The following is a 16,922-nucleotide window of genomic DNA, read 5'->3' as shown; positions in this document are numbered from 1 at the left end:
GGCTCATCCTCTACGACTACATGGTGAAATGTATGAAAGAGCTGGCGAAGCCTAAACCTGACATCGACTCTCTACTTCCGTGGAACTTCTCTCACTAACAAGCCCTGTGGGTTCATGGGGCGCTTACAACAGATTCGCATACGAGCCTAGTATGAGGATTGAAGTCTTCCACATCATCTACCAACTCAATGGTAAAAGTACGCTTATCAATGTCATAAACCATGTGTGAAATATAATGCGAGCAATTTGGAATCCAATAAGCTAGGTTGTTCACAAAAAATCCTCCTCAACAAAATCATGTAGTGGTGATAGACATTCCCTGCCAGAGAACCAGCGTAAGCGAACACGAGATATTGTGCAAAGTGACGGGGAGAGAACGTGCGGTAGGCATCAGGAGAGACTTGAGAGCCCAAATACAATGCGTTGGCAGGAGAAAGGCGTGAAGGGCTCTCACTGACGATGAGAGCCGATTTGGCCAGTGAAGGCCAATCCAGGCGACCTCTTTACGTGTGATGCGGGTACACGGTGTAAATGAGCGCTTTGTTGTGCGAGAAGTTTGGGGGAGAACTGACAGCCGAACCGGCTTTTCATTGCATACGTCATGGGCGGACGCACCGTTTATAGGGATTGACGCCGTAGTCGATTGTTATGCAAGCATCCGACTCAGGATATGTCATGAAGTTTCACGACTTTCTCTTGGGCAAAAAGTGTTAATTTCCCGCAGTCCATACATTCTAACGACGTAGTACTTTTATTTGCCCAATCCAGACCCAAGAAGCTAGCTGCTCTCGTGTTAAGTAGAAAGTTTGTATGTCTAAAGTACTCACTATTACAGTGACTACAAACCACGTTCTTTCCCGCTGCTCTGAACTTGAACAAATCGTAATTCTCCAAATCAACACGTTTATGCTTTAGTTTGATTTCATCTAGGAACCCCATAAACACTGGAACGCCTAGAATGAAAAGAAACGCAACAATTGCTAAGAGTGCTTCACCCATGCTATCCAAATCACAACCACGAATGTATAAATTGCATAACGCCTATGGTAATCGTCAGAGGCGCGTTAGCGCCGGAGTCCAACCTGCGTGGGTGACATTGACCAAATTGTTATGCGATGCCCAAAGCTAGGATAACCCACCAAGTTAAAACAAAACCAGGATAGTAAAAAGCTACCGCAAGAACACAATCAATGACCGCAAGTTGCCAGTAGCGATTATGAAAAAACCTTAATCTTTTAAGATAGAAATCTATACACCATACGGCGAATAACACCACCGGCAAGCCAAAAACACCTAACGACCAGTACGTGCCACCAACATCATGTATATAAGTCATATAATAAGCGGTACTGGTCAAGGTAAAAGCTACAAAAACTACCGCTGTGATCAATAATCTTATATGAGTTTTACTCATCTACTCTTCTCGGTGCATACGTCTCAATAACGGGCGCTTATCAAACCACCCAAAACTGCTTTAATTCTTTGTATTCAAAGCACTTTGAAAAGCCGCCGCAACAACTAAATCACCAATTTCATAAAAGTTGTCTGATGCGAGACGTCTTTTATAGAAAAGATGTAGCCATCCAATAATTCGACCTTGCCACTCTGCTACAAATACTTGGTCTTGAGTAGAATTGAGCAATTCTCGAAGTTTTGTAGTGGATTCAGTAGAGGATAACTGAGAATAGCCAAGGTGCTCTGATACTTTATTGATACCAGCCGCATCCGACTCTGAAGCAGATCTGATGATGTATTCCATGTGAAATCCCCTCCTTGCTCATAACGTCGCAATAACGGGCACTTATCAGACCACCCAAACTGCTTTAATCCCTTGTATTCACGACACTTTTAAAAGCTTCCGCTGTGACAAAGCGTCCCGTTGATAGCCTTGATATCAATCAAGCTTTATTTCGCCACATTGAGTTTTACCTTTGCACCTGGGGGTAAGTCTTTGATCTGACGCGCAAGGTTTCCAGAAAAACTAATCAGTTCGTTTAAAGCGATGGTCTTGATATTGGATATATCGTACTCCCCCCCCAAACGTCCTGGAATAGCCAAACAATATTTCCGCCCCTCAGATAGTGAGCCAAGCGTCTTCTTCGCAACCTCAACTAAAGCCGACATGTACCAGTCGATTAAAAACTCTTCGTCGTTGAGCAATTTATTAAGCTGCTGCTGATCGGCAGCAACTAATTCACATTCCAATTCCTCGGGACATAAGCGCCAAAACCTACTGGATGAATCTCGTATTAAGAGATTACCAAAATCGTTTTCCTCAACGACTTCAACTGCTTCAATACCGATCCATCCCCAACAGGTATTGATATTTTCGGTTACATCCATGATTACCTCGATATAACGTTGCAATAACGGGCATTTACTAGCCCAAACTGATTGAAACGCCTGAATCACAGCATTTCTATGAAAAAATGTGCCACGAGTAAACGTCCACGTTGGTTTACTTGTTAGCCATTTGGATGAAGCGTTATATATTCGCCCTTTCCTATGTATTGGTGCGGTGGAACTTGTAAATGAGAAAACACTCCCTGTCCCTTAAATACGCGACCAGCCCCATCAAAAATCACCTTGGTACACGGGTCAATAAAACCGATTTGCCAGTTTTGAGGCAACTTTAATTTGTGTGCTTGTTCACTCAAAACCAATTCGACCATACATCCAGTAACCGGACTAATCATATTGAAAACAAAGAGGTCCTCTTGAGCTGAGCGCACGTCAGAGCGAACATACATCTCTTTTGTTTCTATTGACCATTTTCCCCACCAATCTGGCAAATTCATAGTTTGCTCATCGGGTACAACATATTTTTGGAATAAACTAGCGGCACTAACTTGCTGTGTCGACCTACGATATATACCAACAGGTACACCTTGCCACACAACAACTTTCAGGTCTCCTGTAGATAGGCCTGAAACATCGATATCCAACGGAGAATTATACAACCAGTATTGCGCGGACTTCTTTTCAGATGATGGTCCTAAACTCAAGCCAAAAGGGACTGATATTGCTATTACTGCAACACAAATTTGTCCTAATACGGCCCATCTTAAGACTTTTCGCAACACAAACTACTCCGGTATGCTAACGTTGCAATAACGGGCGTTTACCAAACCGCCCAAAACCTACTTAATCCATTGTATTCTCGACACTTTGAAAGCTGCCGCAGTGACAAAGCGTCCCGTTGATGACGCTTGTTAGGTAACTTTTTCGCGCAAACCTATTAAGTTTCCAAACGGATCTTCGACTTGGCACATAGACAGCCCATCTTCAATTTCTATTGGTCCACGATAAAGATACGCACCTAGACCTTCAAAATGAGCTAAAGCAGCAGATAAATTATCTACTGACCAGTAAACAACTGTACCACTTTTACCTGTGCCAACCTTTTCATCAGCTTGGACTATTTCTAGCGAGAAACCATTTGTGTCGAGTACAGTGAAGTCAAAGTCAGGGTGGTAAACCGGAACCGCTTCAGGAAAAGCTTTCTTGTACCATTCAAGCCCTTTAGCTACATCCGGGACATGAACAAGAACCGCTGATGGATTCATAATTTCCTCCAACCACATAACGCTTGCCACAGCGGCTAAAAATAAACACCAGTGAATTTCTAGTCCTAAGCCCGTCACGGGTTGGCTGATGGTCCTTGCTATGCATTTGAAGCTTCTTCCAGAGAATTCGTTATATTCTCAGGGGAAAAAGTAACGACATGCTCAAATACATCGAGTTTAAAAGAAGTGTCTATGCATTCATCCCAGAACTGGCAATGAATCTTATCTATTTCATGATCAGAGGTATCGACTTCTTCATGGTTTGCCCCTTGGATCGAAAACCATTATAGAAACAGTCGACCATCCTTTTCAGTCATAAATATTGTTTCTAGTGCCATCTTTTCTCTGGATAAAGTTGCAATGCAATCAGCCTTTCGCTCCGTAATGGTTCTCATCCACTCTTTCGCGCGTTCTTCTTTTCCCACCTTCACTCTGAAAGTCTCGAACTCTGTAACCACGAGTTACAACTCCCTTTTGCATAATGCCAGCCATAAACGGCGAGCGATTTTTGCGAGTCCAGCCCCCGCAGAGGGCGATGTTTGATGGCATTGTTATGTGCGAGTTAATCGATTAAAAAACCGACTTCTTTTATCTCTTTGTCTATTTCTTGGACGAAGTAGCGAGCTAGATACTCACCTGCAACTTTTGTGCTGGTTTGCTTCCAGATTATTTGTGCAACTTCACCATTACGCAGTACGCCCAAGACCTCCCTATCGAGGCTTAGAGATGTAAACAGTGCTTGTTCTCTCCATGCTTTTAGAACAGAGGCTTTATTATCTGGGTTAAGAGCCTCCTGTTGTGTTTGATAGGCACAAAAGGAAGTCCAATCTTCTTGATTTGAAGCATTAACAACAGCATCAATCATAGGTAAAGCAATTGCTAGAATCTCCGCGTCTGATTTGTTTGTAATAGACATAAGATAAGCCTCGTTTGTTGATGATTGCTAAAGCACATAACAGTGTATTCAACCCGAAAACGGCTTGCTTCGGTATTATGCGACATCTTTGATTAAACTGTTTGTATTAACAGTGAAAATTCTGCTCAGGTGACAGAAGCGGTTCGTTGCCTATCTGCACCGTTTTCCTTTCGGTAGCTTCGTCTAGCGTGAAGATGTCACCGCAGAGCAGGTATTCGGGGTGTTCCAAAGGGTAATACTATGCGGTGCTGGATGGGGAAACGATAAAGCCCCCCAACTATAGAGGCTTTTAAATGAGGGACTCGCGCTAGTTTGTCACGATTAAGTAGTCAATCAGCATGTGTGCGTCATCTGAACACGCGCCTTGTGCTTTTATTTTCAAACCCGCCTCAGTCTTAGCAGCTAGGGCCAGCTTAAGGAAAGCTTCTGAAGCAACTTGGTTGCCAGGTATGTACAAATACGGCGCATTGGTACATCCCATCGCCCCCCATCCTTGCTCGCTTTTAAAACAATAGGTGCCACCTTTGTTTACATGAATGGAATCAGCCGTTCTCGCCTCAGTTCATTCTGCTACAGCAGAAGTACCAGAAAACGCTGCAAACACGCCTGCCAAGAGAAGTTTTTCATCATAATGCTAGTCCTTAGTCAATATTGAATACATTGAAAGAGAACTTTAGACAAAACACTTAATGACTGTATTATTAATTAGCCATCCATTAGATTTATATCACATTCTCTCTTTTTATATACACCCCCACGATTACTGCTTAGAGAACACTCTCTCAAACGCTTTCTCTTTCTCCTTCGCGAACTTATCGCGCTGCTTCGCCCTCGCCTTACCCGGGTTATGGTCCCAACCCGCATCTACCCCTTCCGGCACCTCCATCACTTCGCCGGTGAGTGTGTGGGTCCAGGTGGTATGGCCTCAGCGATTCGGTGATAGAGCGGCCAGTCCCAGCGAAGCTCATCCCCCACCCATGCCCCCAAATCCACGGCATGACCCGGGAGGTGACGGCTTCGCAGGGTCTGTGAGGCCCCTTGGTGGGCCAACTGACGTTGACGGCGTGTCGAGCGCAGCCCTTCCAACACCGTGAAATCGATGTCACTAAGGGTTATCGCGTGTTCGACTATCTGAACAAGGTGAGAGGGCAGCCCTTCGAGGCGATGACGGGAGCGGCTGCCTAACCGAAAGCTCATGATTATTAGGTCCTATTAATTGAACGATAGGGCCTAGATTGGGCGGTTTACTCATTTGAGTTCAGGTGAAATGCTACAGTTTCTGATCGCTATTTAGCGGTTAACTTAGGGGACATTTGATAATCGTAAACACACCTTGCTGCCAGGAAATAAATCACGAGGAACGTCAATCCAAAACTGCCACCGCTCCCAGTAGAATAATACGAATACCCCACATCAAAGGCCTGAAGAAAACACAGTGCCGCAGCAGCCCAAAACTCTTTTTTAATGAGGAAAATTCCCAATACAATCTTCACCACGTTGACTGCGTGAATGATGATCTCAATGCCCCGTAAACCTTGTGACGCCTCAAAGCTATCAACCGGAAGCAGAACAAACGCGCCTGACAGCAAGACCGCGCTGATTATGCACAGCCAACCCGCAATCGTTGGGACTTTGTTCCAGAAAGAGTTGGGGTTTTCGGCTGATGGGATATTTGGTGGCATATTCAAAAGCTTACTCCTATAAGCATTAATTAGCATGGTAATAACCTAGTCCCTATAGACTAAACTGCCAAACACTCTGTCAAGAAAACTAGCCCCTCACGATATTCATCACATGCCGCCGGGATATCCCGTACTCCCTCGCGAGGATATTGGCCCGGTTCCCCTCCCCCGGTGGCATGCTGTGGTAGGCATCGCGGATAAGCGCATCACGGACATGCCGGTAAAGCACCTTGCTCGGTACATCAAACGTGTCCCCGCCGCAGTAATAACTCAGCTTTCCTGCCGTTTCCTGCCCCAGTATCAGCACCAGAGGATGGTCGGGTTTTAGCGCCTGAGGCACGTACACCCTTGCCCCGCCCATGGCCTGCCCGAGTCTTACCGCGGCGCCAATTGAGACTGACTGGCGCGATATCACGACGCCTTTCTAATGGATTGAACGTCTTCGGAGGTTCGAATGAGCAATTATCACTTTATCCGGCTGTCTGATTGGGCAGCCGCCGTATTCCTTGGTGAACATTACTCCGCGGCGACCATGTCACGCTGGGCCAAAACACGCCAAATCGATCAGCCTCCGATAAAAGTGGGCGGTCGATGGATGGTCAGACAGGACGCGCGGTTTATGCTGGACGAACCTACGCCGACCTCAGTTATGACACCCAGGTGTTACTGGGACATAAAAGCCGGAAAATGACAGACAAGTACCATGATGAACGTGGGAGTGAATATGTCTATGTCAAAGCGCCTTCAAAATTGTGACGTTGTCACTCAAAACCCGTTTCTAGGGATGAAGGCACAATGCCACTGGATCATCGCTGTCGTTTTGGAGGGATAGTTTTGGAGGGAACTTTTTATTACTCCTCACCGAAAAATTAAAGGAAATAGAGATAAGAATGTATTTACCCGTTTAGAAAGCCCCAATCACCCCCATTAAACAGTCAAAAATAAAAATACCAATCAGCTGTTATTGATGGAATAAATGTGAGTCTTTATTAACTTAAACAAAAAAGCGCCGGATTTACCCAGCGCTCCACATAATCTCATCCAAAATCGGCGTTTTTACTTCGCAATATTGAAGAAAGCTCCATCTTTACAGGTGAAGGTATAGTATTTTTCGCGTTCCATATATTTCTCGAAGCCTTTACCTTCACAGTATGTCGCGTTTAAGTCAGAAGAAATATTGAGACGGCTATCGACTACACGTTGATCTGGGTTTGGCATTGACTCCGCCGTTTCAATGGAGGAGCACCCTGCCATTAGTGCGGCTGCGGTAAGAGAAATCAGTATTTTTTTCATTGCTATCTGCCTTTATAAAACGTAGTTAGAGCCATCATTGCAGGCGAGCTTAATTTCGCCGCTCTTATTCGAGACGAAGTCGCGAATACCCATGCTAGAGCAATATACCCTGTCCATCTCGACTATTTGTTCCAGAGAAATGTCACCACGGATAATGTAAGAGCTACCGCTATCACACATCACGCGTAAACCATCAACCGTATGGGAAAAGGCTTTCGCGCTGTCGCTTTGACAGAGCTTAATAGCCGCTTCGATACGCTCATCCATTGGGTCTGGTGCAGATGAACAGGCACCAAGCAAAAGGACACCGCCAGCCAGAAGTAACTTCTTCACCATCATCAGTTTCAATCCTAAAATGACTACTTTACTCAACACTTCCAACACATTAGCACAGACTGAATGATGAAGACATCTTGCGACTTGGTTCAAATCAGAAGTTTAAGGTTATCTCGTAAGCGATGGATTGTGGAAGCGGCTGTCACAGGAGTCACGCCGTAGTCAGCAATGGTTTTTAACACCAAAGCAGAAGTCGTCGTTTGGCTCTCTTCTGCCTGTATTTGTAATTCTTCCACCATGATGGCGTTGAGCAGATTGTCGTAATCTTCGGGTAGCTCATCAGGCGAGAGTTCATAGGCGCCGTCAATAAGTGGGCTGTATCCAATAATCTCCGGTCTAAACTCGAGGTGTTTAAGCACGCCAAACAGATGTTCATTCATCACTATCTGGGGCCCAAACTTAGCGTCTATATTAGGGGATAGCAGGGTGTAGCGGTACTGAGCATATCGAAAGGGCTCCAGTCCATTTTCCTTGATGACGTCGACCAACTCTAGCACTCTAGGTTCTTTGTAATTCGAGATACCAAGAGATTTGACTGTGCCCTGCTCCACTAACGAAGACAGTGTTCTCCATGTATCGAGAAGTGGTGTTGATTCGTCATCTACATGCGCATATAGCACGTCGATATAGTCTGTTTGAAGGCGGGAGAGGCAATCATCAATCGACCGCATGATATTACCGGGTGAGAGTCCGTCCAACTTATCATAAGTAAAGCCATCCACAGATTGGGCCCCGATTTTACTCATGACTTCAACATCGGAACGGCTCTTAGTTTTTAACCACTCCCCCAGCACTGTTTCACTTTCACCACCTTTTCCATCTGGATGCCAGACCGCATAGTTATTGGCGGTGTCAATTCGCCTCCCGCCCATTTCCAAAAAGCCATCAAGAACTGAATAGCTCTCTTCTTGACTGGTATATGTACCAAACTTAGCGGTGCCCAAAATGATGGGGAACATATGTGCTCGCCTTGTATTCGCGAACCTTTCGACAAAACCCAAAAGGTTGCAATTATGTTAATAGTCTTATTAACCATAGACTTTGAGGGGAAAGAGAACAATATGTGAGAGGTCAAATCACTGGGGTGATTCAGAAATTGAACAGCATCAAGATGAATAGCAACCGGCAACTAGTATCCGGTTGCTTCCATAAATCCGACACCCGTTGCAGTTCCTCTTACCAGTATTGGGCCTTCCCAATACGGGAACGTAAAAGGAAGCCAATTCTGATCATGGACGGGTTTAGTGGTCAGCATAATATCGTGTAAAGGCAATTTGATTTGCCACTTAATGGGGAGGTGTCGTCCTGTCGGCATTTTCGCGAATGCGATAGGAGTCATGTCAATGTCGCTGTTGCTCAGGATTATTGAATGTCCTGCAGCATCAGTGATTGACCCGAAACGGTGAGGTGTCTCTTCTCCACGGACCTGTACCAGCATCAAAGAGCGACCATCATCGAGTTGAATAGAAAACCAATCCCAACCTAACTGGTCTTCACTCAGGGCTTGGGTACTCCACTCTCGGTCAACCCATCCCTTCCCGGAAACTTTAACAATCTTACCATCCAATTCCAGCGTTCCATCCAGCGAGACAGCAGGCACACTGAAGTAATAAGAAGCGACATCTTTTTCCGCGTGTTTGCGGCTATAGCCATTTTCGCCCTGAAGGATTTCTGGCAGGGTTTGAGACATGCTCAAGGTGAACGAGAAGTCTTTGTCTGAAGCTTGCAATTTCGCGGGAAAAGGTTTTTTGTTTGTACCGCGCCATTGCCAGTTATCAAGCCAGACATTGAATGGGTTGTCGGTGACCCCTGCCTGTCCTATTCCACCACGTGAAAAACGTTCGGAAGCATAAACGCCATCTTTGCTCGTTAGGACGGCATGAGCCATAAATATCTGGTTATTGTTCCAGCCCTGCCCATTTTCAGACGAAATTGCAGATCGGAACAGTGTCCATTGAACACCATATTGGTTACCTGCTTCGTCTTGTAAATTCCCCGTGACATACCACCATTCCTGACGGAAATCATCGTGTGACCCATAATCTTTAGGAAATTGGATGTCTCTCCCGGGAATGACCTTGGAAAAATCATCGGCATTGGCTGCAACCAATGCAGCGACAGCGGTTCTGTCTGGCGGCGCATCTTTTAAAAGCAGAGAGCCAAAAAGGGCCAATAAACATGATAATACAGCCAAGCTCCAACCAATCACCGTCAGCATAAATGATTGCGGTTTTTGCTCACGCATTACTGCGCCTCCCGCAAAGACAAGATCGCGGAGCGTTTGATCAGGCGCCATACAGGCCAACAGCCTGCCAGCAGCAATGTCAGTAAAGAGCCACCTAAGGTTATCAGATAGCTGGTTGGGAAATACGACACAGACATGGTCCACCCAAACGAGTATTTCAGTACGATGTTAATCAATACTTCCGCAATGATGAGGCCTAATGGTAAGGCAAAGAGTGCTGAGAACAGGCCAATCAGCATTAGCTGCCCGCCACCAAGAAATGCCAATTCCCTACCTGAAATCCCCATGTAGCGCAACAAGGCATATTGGCGCTGACGAGATAACTCGGTCGCCAACGTCGAGAAGAATAAACCACAAATTGCGATCATTAAGGTCAGGGTACAAAGTGTATCTGTCACCAGGAAGGTGCGGTCGAAAATCCGCATCGCTGTAGCGAGAATATCCCTTTGGTTACTGACTTGTGTTTCCTGTAAATTGAATTGATTGCGCATTTCTTCAACAAGAACGCTTTCATCCGCCCCATCATTAAAGAGTGCAGCTACTCCAACGCGCCCAGAATCCTGCATCCAAGGAATTAACGATGAACGGTTAGAAATGATGACCTGACTGTAGGGGTTGCCATAATCAAAGTAGATGCCCGCCACTTTCCAGCCTTCACCAAAAGGGGCTGGCAGCGCAATGCTGTCTCCTGGTTGAGCATCAAATTTAAGCGCCAGTGACTCACTCAACATCATGGACTTGCCCTGATGGAGTCGGCTCCAGTAATCCGGTGCAGCGACTTTAATCGCTAATGCTTCCCGCTCTTCTGCACTGGTGCCAATGCTGTGAATTTCAACAATACCTTGGGCTGTATCAATTTCATGTCGCCATTGAACCAGGCTGCGTTTGACTTCGTCTTTCTCCTCGAGCCAGTCTGACAACTGCTGGGCTACCGCTTTTTCAGGCTTCACATAGATATCTGCCGCCAGTCTTTGCTGTAACCAGCTTTCCGTCGTTGTCCTAAAGCTCCCCACCATGGTTTCCATACCAATGTTGGTGGCTATTGCCATCATAAATGCCATAGCAGCAATACCACGGTAACTCAGGCTGGCGGATGCATCCGAAAGGAACCACCGTAATCTCGCTATTTTTATTTTGTCTGAAAGCAACAGGAAGCATTTCCACATCATAAACGGCAACAGTAAACCACCGCTGATGAGGATCAACGCAATGAGTGTAAAACCTTGAGCCTGACTTTGGGGCGCACTGTAAACCAGCAAGGCAACAATGATGAACAACGAAGCCACAATAGCTTGCCAGCTAAATTCGTGCCCGGAGAAGCGAACCAGAGACATACGTTTTGATAGACGTGCAGGAGGAGTCGTCAGCAGTCGGTACAATGGCCAGCCTGATGCCAATGCAAAACCGCATACACCTAAAAGGAAACTATAGAAGCCCCACTCCCACTGCCAATGCAAAGTCAGATCCACATTAGCGCCGTACAGATCACTGAGCGTCGTCGCCACCTTTGGCATCAGTTTCTGAGCCAGCACAAGTCCAGCTATGTTACCGCCAACCAAGCCCATAAAGAGCCAAACCAGCATTTCCAGGCTGACGACCCACGCTAGCGATTTCCTGCCAACACCCAATTCGCGCATCAAGCCCACCAGTGGCTGGCGCTGAGCCATAGAAAGTGAAATTGCCTGGTAGAAAATAAACAGACCCACAACAAAAGCGAGCAACCCCATCGCAAACAGGTTTAAATGAAAAGCTCGCGTTAAAGGACCAAGCTGTGCTGTTTCGGTTCTGGACAATGTAATAGTGGGCGGGAGAGCAGCGCGCAATGCGTTTCGCTCGTCTTTGTCCATCGCACCACAGTAGATCAGTTTGAAACCATCATGGTCTGACAAACCACGGATAACGGACATGTCACCGAAAATACGGGTGCCAGAGCCAATCTGACCACCCTCTACCAATTTGATTGGGCCAATTTCCTCACCTTCTTCAAGGCGGATTTTTTGTCCATCAACCCATCCAAGGTGGTTAGCAAACTCGGTACTGACCCACTGAGTGGAAAATCCATCTCGCAATGGTTGTTCTGCCGCCACTGAATCTGGGTTTGCTACGTTGAAAGCAAACATAGCGACGGTATCAACACCCATTAGCTGTATATCATGGCCATCTTGAGTTGAGGTTCGGTAGATATCGACGGGTACGCACTGGTTGAAACCTGCACGTCGCATAGAAATATAGAGTGGTTCATCAATCCGTTTTCCTCGTTCACGATGATGCAACACGTAAGGAAACGGATTAGTAAATAAGCTGGCGCCTTTTTGGTAACTGTCTTGCGCGTGTTGATTGATCGACATCACTCCGACCAACAAAGCCACCCCAAGTGTTAGCCCCAACCAGACAAGTAGAACCTGAAACGGATGCCGGCGGTAGTGACCGAATAGCGCTTTAGCTACGGGTACGTACATTCAGAACGCCCCCTTGTAGCGTCACTCGCTGGCCGAGATAATCCGCGACTTTTTCACTGTGCGTGACGACCAGAAGCGCGCAATCGAGCGATTGAGTGAGTGTGGTCAGAAGACGCATTACCGCATCTGCATTACGTTCATCCAAACTGCCAGTTGGTTCGTCCGCCAACAGGATCTTAGGCTCCATATAGAGGGAACGGGCGATGGCAGCACGCTGCTGCTGTCCACCTGACACCTCTTCGGGGTATCTACCCAGCAGTGGCATTAAGTCTAGCGCGGAGAGAATTTGTCGCCACAGACCATCATCATCGTGGAGACCTTTGAGTTGACGGCAAAAACGAATATTGTCTGCAATGGTGAGTGTAGGGAGAAGGTTAAACTGCTGGAAAACCATACCAATGTTATGGCGGCGAAAACGCGTACGATCGCGCTCTTTCAGTTCGTGAATAGGCGTGCCCGAGACAATAATTTCACCGGAATCAGGATTATCCAGGCCGCCAATCAGGTTAAGCAGCGTACTTTTTCCCGAGCCACTTTCCCCCATCAGCGCGACTTGGTCATGCTTAGCCAAGGATAGCTCTGCCCCTTGCAAAACTGGATGGAATTCCCCTCCATCAAGATAGCCTTTGCAAAGTCCAACCAGCTCTAGCATTTTTTCCCCTAGGTTTTCCAACGAGTGTCGAAAAAGGTCGCGCGATTATGTGATAGGTGAAGCAATTTACCGCAATCTTATGCGTCAAGAAAGGTGTTTGAATCAACAGCACATTTTAACAATTAATGATAATCGCCTATTTAACCATCAATTCATGCAGCTATATCCAGCTTTAAAGGCACGGTAAATCACAGTTTTTTAGCTCTTTTTCAGATAGCCTTAATTCTTTGACACGGAGCTGACAACGGACCGTCACGCTTTTGCTCTCTAAATTGTCTTCTTTCTCAATAAGCTTAACGCGGTGAAGATCTTCGATAATGACAAAGAATACAAGCAATCCACCATCAGAGATCGCTCAATAGAAATGAAGCAGTTTGCGATGAGATTCAAAATATGACGCCCCAAAAAAAGATTCTAGTGATCGGCGCAACGGGCTATGTGGGCAGTCATTTAGTGCCAAACCTTTTAGCATTGGGCTATCAGGTTGTGGCAAGCAGTCGCTCAATTGAAACGCTAAAACATCACAGTTGGTACTCGCATCCCAACATAACGCTTGCCGAAGTCGACCTGAAGGATGAAGGTAATCTTTACGATCTCCTTGAAGGTGTATCAGAGGTTTTTTATCTGGTTCATGGCATGGCATCAGGCCCAGATTTCTATCAATATGAGCTCAACATGGCGCGCCATGTTTCGAATCAGATAGCAAAAAGTCAGGTTTCCCGGCTCATCTATCTGGGCGCGACCCAGCCCAACAATGTCACTTCTACTCACCTCGCAGCCAGAAAAGTGACGGGGAACATCCTACGCGATTGCGGCAAGCAAGTGATCGAGCTGCGCGCTAGCATTATCATTGGTAGTGGCTCTGCGGCATTCGAAGTGATGCGGGATATCGTCTCCCACCTTCCTGTAATTACAACGCCAGTCTGGGTCCGCTCAAAATCCAGCCCGATTGCGCTCTATACCATGGTTGGCTACCTCACTAAACTCATTGAAGTGCCCATCGAAGGATCGCCGGTTTTTGATGTCAGCGGCCCCGAAGTGATGAGTTATGAAGACCAAATGCGCCGTTTCGCCCGAATTATCAACAAGCGTATTTTCATCATTAAAATACCCTTGCTGACACCCAAGATTTCCTCAATGTGGCTAACGCTTGTCACGACAGTCCCCAAGTCTATTGCCAGCGCACTAATTGATGGACTGCGCTATGACTTGCTCCCTTCAGGCAAAGACATAAGCACTCTGATTCCCGTACCACAGCTCGGTTTTGAAAAAGCCGTTGAATCCGCACTCAGCAATGAATGTGATGTCGTAAAAAATGATATTTGGGGTTTTGACCCCGATGCCATCGCTCGCTGGCACCGAAATTATGGCTACTACCCCAAACATGCTGGCTTCACTGTGGAAACCGATGCCACTGCGGAATCGCTCTGGTCGAACATACAAAAAGTTGGTGGTGATGAAGGTTATTTCTTTGGGAATTGGCTTTGGAGAATCCGGGCTTATATGGACGCTGCTATTGGTGGAAATGCGCTAAACAAACGTCGACCGCAAAGAATATCCCTTCAAGCAGGCGACTATATTGATAGCTGGAAAGTGATTCACTGCGTTCCGAATGAACACCTTTCTCTGCTGTTTGGCATGAAAGCACCGGGACTAGGACGTCTGGAGTTTACCGTGATAAATTTGGGCGAAACGCGTTTGGTGGATATCCGCGCTTGGTGGCACCCTGCGGGTTTCAGGGGCTTGCTTTATTGGTTCGTCATGATGCCTGCTCACATTTTTATCTTCAAAGGTATGGCTTTCGCACTGGCAAAAAAAAGTGGTGCGAAGAAGACTCTTCCTTCGCACCACACTTAATCCAATAGATGCTTCAGGCTGTCCGGCAGCACAAACAGCCGGTCAGCTTGGTTCTTTGGCCAGATGTGGTATTCGCCGTGGTATTTGACGATAGATTTGTAGTCCGTCACTTTGGTCATCAGCATGCCATGTTCACGGACGATTTCAATAAACCAAGGCTCAGGACCACGCACATAAAGGCTCAAAGGTTTAACCAATTCGCCCTCTTCGTTGAAGCTTTTACCCAATGCCACGCTGCACACCGCAAAAGAATGCTGGCCATCAGAAATTACTCGAACCTTACGGTTGATCTCGTATTCGGTGTGGATCATCCAATCAGCCTCTTCAAGCGCCGCTACCAAAGCGTCAAACTGGCTTTTAGTAATCGCACTGTGCTCATCACCTTGCGGGAAGTGGTGATGATAAACAATCGCAATATGTTGCATCTGGCCTTTAATATTGGCGTGTTTGCCCATACTACGACCCTGCTGTACCCAGGCCGTCATCTCTTTAGAAACAGAATTTCCAAAGTGCTGTTTTTTTACTGCCTGCGCTACCCAACGGCAAAGGAAAGACTCTTCACTCACTGGGTTGCTTTGTAATTTGCCGCTAGCTTTTGCTTCTTCAAGTTCAGCAAGGGCGGAATCCACGACGGATTTAATATCTTCGATGTAGCTCATTTTCTTATTTTTTCGCTAAGCCCCAGTAAAACAGGGCGGATAAAAACGCACATGCTGCCATAGCACCTGTCATCGGCCAAGCAGAGTTCACGTGAATGACCGCGACTGTACCACCAACCAGGGTACCCGTACCAAATCGCAATGTGCCTGCCAGAGAAGAGGCTGTGCCAGCAAGCTCAGGATAGGCACTCAACACACATGCCATGGCGTTACTGCCGACAATAGAAATGGTGCCGACAAAGAACATGACTGGGATCACTGTTCCCCATAAACCCCATTCAAATGTCTGTCCCACAATGAGAGCGATACCAGACAGAAGTTGAATCGTCAGGCCGATTTGCAGCATCTTCTCACTGCCGATTTTGCGCACAAACTTGCCGTTGAAAGAGGTCATCACTATCAGACAGACGACGTTCAAGCCGAACAGATAACCAAAGTTCTGGGTACTTACGCCATAGTAGTCGATGTACACGAATGCACCGGCAGTCAGGAATGAGAACATGCCCGCGAAAGAAAAACCGGAAGCAAAGATATAGCCAACAGACTTTCTTGAACGCAGGATCTTCATATAATTGCGCAGCGTTGAGCCAAGACGGAGTGGCGGCCTTCCCTGCTCGGGTAAGGTTTCTGGAATCAGTGATAACACCAAAACAATAACCAACGCGGCAAAGCCCGCTAACACCCAGAAAATCGAACGCCAGCCAAACCAAACCGCCAGATAACCACCAATCATCGGCGCTGCAAGAGGTGCCACCGTCATCACCAGAGTAATAAACGACATGGTGCGTGCGAATTCTTCACGATCGAACATGTCACGTACCAATGCTTGGATAACCACCGCTGCTGCCGCGCCACAAAAACCTTGGGCTGCGCGAACGTAAGTCAACGTTTCAATGTCAGCCGCCAACGCGCTGACAACTGCGCCTACCAAAAACAAAGCAACACCTGCGATCAACACCGGACGTCGACCATAGCTGTCCGAAATGGGGCCGTGAATCAACTGACCAACAGCAAAGCCTGCTGTGTATGCCGCCAGCGTCTGCTGCACCTGCCCTGGTGTAACAGATAAGTCTCGCGCAATTTCAGGCATAGCTGGCAGGTACATATCAATAGCTAAGGGCGTGAGCGCGGCAATAGCGCCGAGCACAAGGATCAGAAGAAAGGTCAGCTGTTGCTGCTGTTGGTTTACTGCATTCGTCGTCATGTATGCCTTGGTAAAAAGAGGAGGTGGAGAAAAAGTGGCTTGTCCTGATTGAT

Annotated in this window: 20 protein-coding genes and 1 pseudogene; 2 read left to right on the top strand and 19 right to left on the bottom strand. The window is 46.8% G+C overall.

Annotated features, from left to right (window positions below; all coding sequences use genetic code 11):
• Positions 1 to 1,108: 1,108 nt before the first annotated feature.
• From GMA8713_RS19625 to GMA8713_RS28610, 11 genes and pseudogenes are all read right to left on the bottom strand, one after another.
• Entirely contained in the window at positions 1,109 to 1,414 is a 306-nt protein-coding gene (locus GMA8713_RS19625) for a hypothetical protein (RefSeq protein ID WP_062713440.1), read from the bottom strand.
• 60 nt (positions 1,415 to 1,474) lie between these two features.
• On the bottom strand, positions 1,475 to 1,759 hold the full coding sequence (locus tag GMA8713_RS19620; RefSeq protein WP_198159549.1) for a GNAT family N-acetyltransferase: 285 nt from the start codon (positions 1,757 to 1,759) through the stop codon (positions 1,475 to 1,477).
• Positions 1,760 to 1,905: 146 nt separating this feature from the next.
• Complete coding sequence (locus GMA8713_RS19615) at positions 1,906 to 2,343, bottom strand: T6SS immunity protein Tdi1 domain-containing protein (RefSeq protein ID WP_062713438.1); 438 nt, start codon at positions 2,341 to 2,343, stop codon at positions 1,906 to 1,908.
• A gap of 122 nt (positions 2,344 to 2,465) precedes the next feature.
• Positions 2,466 to 3,083, bottom strand: a complete 618-nt coding sequence (locus GMA8713_RS19610; RefSeq protein WP_062713436.1) for a Rieske (2Fe-2S) protein — start codon at positions 3,081 to 3,083, stop codon at positions 2,466 to 2,468.
• A gap of 129 nt (positions 3,084 to 3,212) precedes the next feature.
• On the bottom strand, positions 3,213 to 3,566 hold the full coding sequence (locus tag GMA8713_RS19605; protein WP_062713434.1) for a VOC family protein: 354 nt from the start codon (positions 3,564 to 3,566) through the stop codon (positions 3,213 to 3,215).
• Positions 3,567 to 3,664: 98 nt separating this feature from the next.
• Positions 3,665 to 4,024: pseudogene (locus tag GMA8713_RS28615) on the bottom strand (DUF6176 family protein).
• Between the two features lie 104 nt (positions 4,025 to 4,128).
• Positions 4,129 to 4,482, bottom strand: coding sequence for a hypothetical protein (locus tag GMA8713_RS19600; protein WP_062713432.1), 354 nt, complete (start codon positions 4,480 to 4,482; stop codon positions 4,129 to 4,131).
• 760 nt (positions 4,483 to 5,242) lie between these two features.
• Positions 5,243 to 5,368, bottom strand: a complete 126-nt coding sequence (locus GMA8713_RS28460) for a hypothetical protein (RefSeq protein ID WP_269747459.1) — start codon at positions 5,366 to 5,368, stop codon at positions 5,243 to 5,245.
• A complete protein-coding gene (locus tag GMA8713_RS19595) occupies positions 5,368 to 5,679 on the bottom strand; it encodes a M15 family metallopeptidase domain-containing protein (protein WP_062713430.1) in 312 nt (103 codons plus the stop codon). Before GMA8713_RS19595 ends, GMA8713_RS28460 begins: the two co-directional genes overlap by 1 nt.
• 89 nt (positions 5,680 to 5,768) lie before the next feature.
• Entirely contained in the window at positions 5,769 to 6,170 is a 402-nt protein-coding gene (locus tag GMA8713_RS19590) for a hypothetical protein (RefSeq protein WP_157515694.1), read from the bottom strand.
• Positions 6,171 to 6,252: 82 nt separating this feature from the next.
• Positions 6,253 to 6,525 (bottom strand): Mor transcription activator family protein, encoded by a 273-nt coding sequence (locus GMA8713_RS28610; protein ID WP_084387787.1) that lies wholly within the window; start codon positions 6,523 to 6,525, stop codon positions 6,253 to 6,255.
• A 93-nt stretch (positions 6,526 to 6,618) separates the two neighbouring features.
• Here GMA8713_RS28610 and GMA8713_RS19580 point away from each other — a divergent pair, with 93 nt between their 5' ends.
• Positions 6,619 to 6,855 (top strand): excisionase, encoded by a 237-nt coding sequence (locus GMA8713_RS19580; RefSeq protein WP_062713424.1) that lies wholly within the window; start codon positions 6,619 to 6,621, stop codon positions 6,853 to 6,855.
• A 365-nt stretch (positions 6,856 to 7,220) separates the two neighbouring features.
• Here the strand turns inward: GMA8713_RS19580 and GMA8713_RS19575 are convergent, their stop codons facing one another.
• The 6 genes from GMA8713_RS19575 to GMA8713_RS19550 form a co-directional block, all read right to left on the bottom strand.
• Complete coding sequence (locus GMA8713_RS19575; protein WP_062713422.1) at positions 7,221 to 7,457, bottom strand: putative periplasmic lipoprotein; 237 nt, start codon at positions 7,455 to 7,457, stop codon at positions 7,221 to 7,223.
• 12 nt (positions 7,458 to 7,469) lie between these two features.
• Positions 7,470 to 7,832: a hypothetical protein gene (locus GMA8713_RS19570; RefSeq protein WP_232314498.1), complete on the bottom strand. Its 363-nt coding sequence runs from the start codon at positions 7,830 to 7,832 to the stop codon at positions 7,470 to 7,472.
• A 50-nt stretch (positions 7,833 to 7,882) separates the two neighbouring features.
• A complete protein-coding gene (locus tag GMA8713_RS19565) occupies positions 7,883 to 8,752 on the bottom strand; it encodes an aldo/keto reductase (RefSeq protein ID WP_062713420.1) in 870 nt (289 codons plus the stop codon).
• A 170-nt stretch (positions 8,753 to 8,922) separates the two neighbouring features.
• Positions 8,923 to 10,038, bottom strand: coding sequence for a lipocalin-like domain-containing protein (locus GMA8713_RS19560; RefSeq protein WP_062713417.1), 1,116 nt, complete (start codon positions 10,036 to 10,038; stop codon positions 8,923 to 8,925).
• Positions 10,038 to 12,497, bottom strand: coding sequence for an ABC transporter permease (locus tag GMA8713_RS19555; RefSeq protein ID WP_062713415.1), 2,460 nt, complete (start codon positions 12,495 to 12,497; stop codon positions 10,038 to 10,040). The genes GMA8713_RS19560 and GMA8713_RS19555 overlap by 1 nt, the downstream gene beginning before the upstream one ends.
• A complete protein-coding gene (locus tag GMA8713_RS19550) occupies positions 12,478 to 13,149 on the bottom strand; it encodes an ABC transporter ATP-binding protein (protein WP_062713414.1) in 672 nt (223 codons plus the stop codon). Before GMA8713_RS19550 ends, GMA8713_RS19555 begins: the two co-directional genes overlap by 20 nt.
• Before the next feature lie 393 nt (positions 13,150 to 13,542).
• Between GMA8713_RS19550 and GMA8713_RS19545 the strand changes: the two genes are divergently transcribed.
• Positions 13,543 to 15,006, top strand: a complete 1,464-nt coding sequence (locus tag GMA8713_RS19545; protein WP_062713412.1) for a DUF2867 domain-containing protein — start codon at positions 13,543 to 13,545, stop codon at positions 15,004 to 15,006.
• On the opposite strand, the gene GMA8713_RS19540 is transcribed toward GMA8713_RS19545, so the two are convergent.
• Both GMA8713_RS19540 and GMA8713_RS19535 read right to left on the bottom strand, forming a co-directional pair.
• Positions 15,003 to 15,665, bottom strand: a complete 663-nt coding sequence (locus tag GMA8713_RS19540) for a DUF2913 family protein (protein WP_062713409.1) — start codon at positions 15,663 to 15,665, stop codon at positions 15,003 to 15,005. The genes GMA8713_RS19545 and GMA8713_RS19540 overlap by 4 nt on opposite strands.
• A gap of 4 nt (positions 15,666 to 15,669) precedes the next feature.
• Positions 15,670 to 16,869, bottom strand: coding sequence for a Bcr/CflA family multidrug efflux MFS transporter (locus tag GMA8713_RS19535; RefSeq protein ID WP_062713408.1), 1,200 nt, complete (start codon positions 16,867 to 16,869; stop codon positions 15,670 to 15,672).
• Between the last annotated feature and the right edge of the window lie 53 nt (positions 16,870 to 16,922).

The sequence above is a fragment of the Grimontia marina genome (assembly GCF_900060185.1).
In the GTDB taxonomy this organism is placed as follows: Bacteria; Pseudomonadota; Gammaproteobacteria; order Enterobacterales; family Vibrionaceae; genus Enterovibrio; species Enterovibrio marinus.
This window is presented reverse-complemented; position numbering and strand designations above follow the sequence as displayed.

Excerpts from the sequence above, each read along its gene's own strand:
- GMA8713_RS19535 (WP_062713408.1), bottom strand. The coding sequence starts at position 16,869 with ATGACGACGAATGCAGTAAACCAACAGCAGCAACAGCTGACCTTTCTT.
- GMA8713_RS19555 (WP_062713415.1), bottom strand. The coding sequence starts at position 12,497 with ATGTACGTACCCGTAGCTAAAGCGCTATTCGGTCACTACCGCCGGCAT.
- GMA8713_RS28610 (WP_084387787.1), bottom strand. The coding sequence starts at position 6,525 with ATGGGCGGGGCAAGGGTGTACGTGCCTCAGGCGCTAAAACCCGACCAT.
- GMA8713_RS19615 (WP_062713438.1), bottom strand. The coding sequence starts at position 2,343 with ATGGATGTAACCGAAAATATCAATACCTGTTGGGGATGGATCGGTATT.
- GMA8713_RS19605 (WP_062713434.1), bottom strand. The coding sequence starts at position 3,566 with ATGAATCCATCAGCGGTTCTTGTTCATGTCCCGGATGTAGCTAAAGGG.
- GMA8713_RS19565 (WP_062713420.1), bottom strand. The coding sequence starts at position 8,752 with ATGTTCCCCATCATTTTGGGCACCGCTAAGTTTGGTACATATACCAGT.
- GMA8713_RS19580 (WP_062713424.1), top strand. The coding sequence starts at position 6,619 with ATGAGCAATTATCACTTTATCCGGCTGTCTGATTGGGCAGCCGCCGTA.
- GMA8713_RS19595 (WP_062713430.1), bottom strand. The coding sequence starts at position 5,679 with ATGAGCTTTCGGTTAGGCAGCCGCTCCCGTCATCGCCTCGAAGGGCTG.
- GMA8713_RS19560 (WP_062713417.1), bottom strand. The coding sequence starts at position 10,038 with ATGCGTGAGCAAAAACCGCAATCATTTATGCTGACGGTGATTGGTTGG.
- GMA8713_RS28460 (WP_269747459.1), bottom strand. The coding sequence starts at position 5,368 with ATGGAGGTGCCGGAAGGGGTAGATGCGGGTTGGGACCATAACCCGGGT.
- GMA8713_RS19600 (WP_062713432.1), bottom strand. The coding sequence starts at position 4,482 with ATGTCTATTACAAACAAATCAGACGCGGAGATTCTAGCAATTGCTTTA.
- GMA8713_RS19625 (WP_062713440.1), bottom strand. The coding sequence starts at position 1,414 with ATGAGTAAAACTCATATAAGATTATTGATCACAGCGGTAGTTTTTGTA.
- GMA8713_RS19550 (WP_062713414.1), bottom strand. The coding sequence starts at position 13,149 with ATGCTAGAGCTGGTTGGACTTTGCAAAGGCTATCTTGATGGAGGGGAA.
- GMA8713_RS19620 (WP_198159549.1), bottom strand. The coding sequence starts at position 1,759 with ATGGAATACATCATCAGATCTGCTTCAGAGTCGGATGCGGCTGGTATC.
- GMA8713_RS19575 (WP_062713422.1), bottom strand. The coding sequence starts at position 7,457 with ATGAAAAAAATACTGATTTCTCTTACCGCAGCCGCACTAATGGCAGGG.
- GMA8713_RS19540 (WP_062713409.1), bottom strand. The coding sequence starts at position 15,665 with ATGAGCTACATCGAAGATATTAAATCCGTCGTGGATTCCGCCCTTGCT.
- GMA8713_RS19545 (WP_062713412.1), top strand. The coding sequence starts at position 13,543 with ATGACGCCCCAAAAAAAGATTCTAGTGATCGGCGCAACGGGCTATGTG.